The sequence below is a fragment of the Gilvimarinus gilvus genome (assembly GCF_030518155.1).
In the GTDB taxonomy this organism is placed as follows: Bacteria; Pseudomonadota; Gammaproteobacteria; order Pseudomonadales; family Cellvibrionaceae; genus Gilvimarinus; species Gilvimarinus gilvus.
This window is the reverse complement of the sequence record NZ_JAULRU010000038.1, coordinates 1-2,250: the sequence shown is the minus strand read 5'-3', so window position 1 is coordinate 2,250 and position 2,250 is coordinate 1. Positions and strand designations below refer to the sequence as shown.

The following is a 2,250-nucleotide window of genomic DNA, read 5'->3' as shown; positions in this document are numbered from 1 at the left end:
CCTTTTGGGAATTATTAAGGCCGGAGGTGCCTATGTACCGATTGATCCGGACTACCCGTCATCGCGCATAGCATACATGTTGCAGGACGCGAGTCTGGGTACAGTTTTGACACACTCGTCCTTACTAGAGCGCACAGGGATTAGTCAATCGCAGGCCTTACTTTTTGATGATGAGGGAGTTCAAGATCGGTTGGCGGGTCAAAGCATTCGCAACCTACCGGTTCAGGGACTGAGTCTTACGTCTTCGCACCTTGCGTATGTAATTTATACCTCAGGTTCTACCGGAACACCCAAGGGCGTAATGGTAGAGCACAAGGGGCTGGTTAATTTGGCTCTTGGCCAGGTTCAAAAATTTTCAATAAGCGAAAATAGTCGCGTGCTACAGTTTGCCTCATTATCTTTTGATGCATCAGTATCAGAAATATTTACTTCTATCGTTTCCGGGGCAATGTTGGTTCTGCTTGAAAAAGCGGACATTCAAGATCCGTTCAGGTTAACAAAGGTTGTTAGTCATCAAGGTATTTCCGTGGTTACACTTCCTCCTAGTGTTTTGCCATCGTTGGATTGCGAAGAGTGGAGAACGGTTGAAACTATTGTGGTGGCAGGCGAAAGCTGTACGCTTCCCTTGATTAGGAGATGGGGTACAGGAAGAACACTTATTAACGGTTATGGTCCGACAGAAAATACAGTATGCGCATCTCTTTGTAAGCTACTGGCTGGATGTAATAAAGTGCATATAGGAGGCCCATTTAACAATGTTCAGCTATATGTACTCGATGGATTTTTGAATCCGTTGCCTGTAGGTTGTGTTGGAGAACTCTACATTAGTGGTTTAGGTTTGGCTCGAGGATACCTGAATCAGAAAAAATTAACCGACTCAGCGTTTATTAATAATCCTTGGTATTCCTCAAGTGTCAACGGAAAGGAACGGCGGATCTATAAAACCGGTGATAGGGTGCGGTGGCAGGCTGATGGCACGCTTGAATTTATTGGGCGGTCTGATGATCAAGAGAAAATAAGAGGTTTCCGTGTAGAGATTGGAGAAATTGAATCTGAGCTATCTAAACTAGCTGAGGTCCAAAGTTCGGTGGTCTTAACATCAGGTGAGGGGGATACTAAGAGGCTGGTAGCTTTTGTGACGCTTGCTGGCTTGAATCCCGACAAAAATGACCGAAAATTGAACCCTTTATCGATTGTAGATGTTGTCGAGAATATTAAGCTAAAACTATCGAGGATACTTCCTGATTACATGATGCCAAGTTCAATTAGTTTAATTGAAGAAATTCCGCTTACACCGAATGGTAAGGTAGATAAAGCTAAGCTCTTGCGTAATTTTTCATCGAGCAATGATACCGCTGTTATCAAGGCGCCGAGTAACGACATTGAATCTTTTTTATGCACCCTTTGGTCAAGTGTGCTGAATGTTAATGGTATCGGAACAAATCAAAATATATTTACTTTAGGCGGGCATTCCATTGCTGTAATGAAAGTGGTGGCAGGGCTTCGAAAGGCTGGCTTCAATGTAACCGCTAAGTCGATATTCGCCCGGCCAACAATATCAGAGCAATCGTACTACTTGTCTAAGGATTGCGGCCGTCATTCTGAAAAAGCAATACAGCGCCTGGGTAAGTTATCTGCACCCCTGTCATATTCTCAATACCGCCTTTGGGTGCTGGATCAGGTCGGAGGAGGTGGTCCGCAATACAATATGTCCAGCGCGATGTGGCTTCGTGGTGATTTGGATATTGCAGCTTTTAAGAAAGCGCTATTTGACATCATTCAAAGGCATGAGGTGCTGCGCACTCGTTTTGCGGTAGACTCAGAAAATGAAGTCGTCCAAATAGTAGAAAAGGTGGAAAATCTCAGGGAGGAAAATTATCTAACGATTACCTCTTTAGATAGTAGCAAAGAAAATATAGCGCAGTTTATTTTAGCAGAATCACTGAAATCGTTCAGCCTGTCTCATGACCTCATGATTCGAGTGCACTTGTCGAGCGCTGGTAGTGATGATCATATTGTGGTTTTCACCATGCATCATATAGCCTCGGATGGTTGGTCGCTTAAGATTCTGGTTGACGAGTTTAGTAATTTGTATTCAGCTTACGTTAAGGGGGAAGAGTCGTCGTTAGTCCCCCTTAACATACAGTACTCTGACTATTCGTTTTGGCAGCGAGAGAATCTTCAGGGAGATGCTATTAATGAGCAGTTGAGATACTGGGAAAAAAAGCTTGCTGGACTTCCTGTGGTTCA

General features: G+C 43.9%; 1 protein-coding gene. It reads left to right on the top strand.

All coding sequences use genetic code 11. The features are described from left to right. Positions 1-4: 4 nt before the first annotated feature. A partial coding sequence (locus QWI17_RS00190) for a non-ribosomal peptide synthetase (RefSeq protein WP_302720489.1) occupies positions 5-2,250 on the top strand: 2,246 nt, incomplete at its 3' end.